Source organism: Amycolatopsis kentuckyensis (assembly GCF_002155975.1).
GTDB lineage: Bacteria > Actinomycetota > Actinomycetes > Mycobacteriales > Pseudonocardiaceae > Amycolatopsis > Amycolatopsis kentuckyensis.
Genome location: NZ_MUMI01000335.1, coordinates 1 through 1,003, shown reverse-complemented (window position 1 = coordinate 1,003; position 1,003 = coordinate 1). Strand labels below are relative to the sequence as shown.

The following is a 1,003-nucleotide window of genomic DNA, read 5'->3' as shown; positions in this document are numbered from 1 at the left end:
CCGGAGACGGGCCGCTGCACGAGGCTGACGACGTCGGCGACGGCCGGGTCCAGCGGGTAGGCCGCCTGCCCGCGGCGGGCGGCCTCGGTCAGGTCCGCGACCCGCACGGTCCGCAGCCGCCCCCCGCCGGCCCCGACCGGCGGCAGCTGCTCGACGAGGGACTCCGCCAGCCTGTTCCGGTCGATTTCCTGCACGCCGACGTGGGTCCCGTCGGAGACGGCCAGGACGGCCTGCAGCCCTTTCGCGGCGGCGAGCACGCCGTAGGTCTGCCCACCGGTGCCGACCCAGCCGTAGCACTCCCGCGCGGGGCTGACCAGCAGCGGAAGCCAGTCGAGGAAGTCGACGGTGGCCCGGCCGCGGGCATCGACGAGCCCGGCCTCGGCGAGTGCGGCGTCGACCCGCTTGCCGGCCTCCTCACGCTCGTCGTCCGAGAGCCACAGCGGCTCCGGACGCAGGGTGAGGTGCAGCTGGCCGACCTGTTCGCGGTCGGCCAGCGCGGCCAGCGCCTCGACCGGAACGTCCACCCGGCCTGTTGCCACGTCCACCCGCCTACTCGCCGATGACCGGCGGACTGGTCCGCTGGTCGGTGCCGAAGATCGCGTCCGGATCCGCTTCGATCAGGAAGTCCGGCCGCTGGTGCTCATCGTCTTCATCGCCTTCACCGCGACGGCCGCCGGGACCCATCGGCCCCATCTGCCCGCCTCGCCCGGCAGCCGACCTCGCCGCCGCGGCCTCCGCGGCGGCGGCGTTGCCGAGGCTGCCCATGCCGGAGCCGCGGCCGCTGCCGAGGCCCCGTTCGCCCGCGCCGCCCGGGTTGCTGCCGGTGCCCGATCCGGCACCGGTCCCGGTGCCGCCCCGGCCGGTCGAGTCGAGGAGCCGGCCGCCGGCGTTGGTGTTGTTCGGGCCGCGGCCGCCGGTGCTGGAATTCGGGTCGCTGGGGTTCAGGTAGTTCTGGCCGGTGTTGGTGGTGGGGTAGAAGTCGACCCCGCCGGTGTTCGGCGGC

General features: G+C 75.6%; 1 protein-coding gene and 1 pseudogene. Both read right to left on the bottom strand.

The window, feature by feature from the left end; translation table 11 throughout:
* On the bottom strand, positions 1-524 hold a 524-nt coding region (locus CCN39_RS30045; RefSeq protein WP_086847656.1), incomplete at its 3' end, for an ESX secretion-associated protein EspG.
* Between the two features lie 25 nt (positions 525-549).
* Positions 550-1,003 (bottom strand): annotated as a pseudogene (locus CCN39_RS30040) (hypothetical protein); the annotation flags it as partial.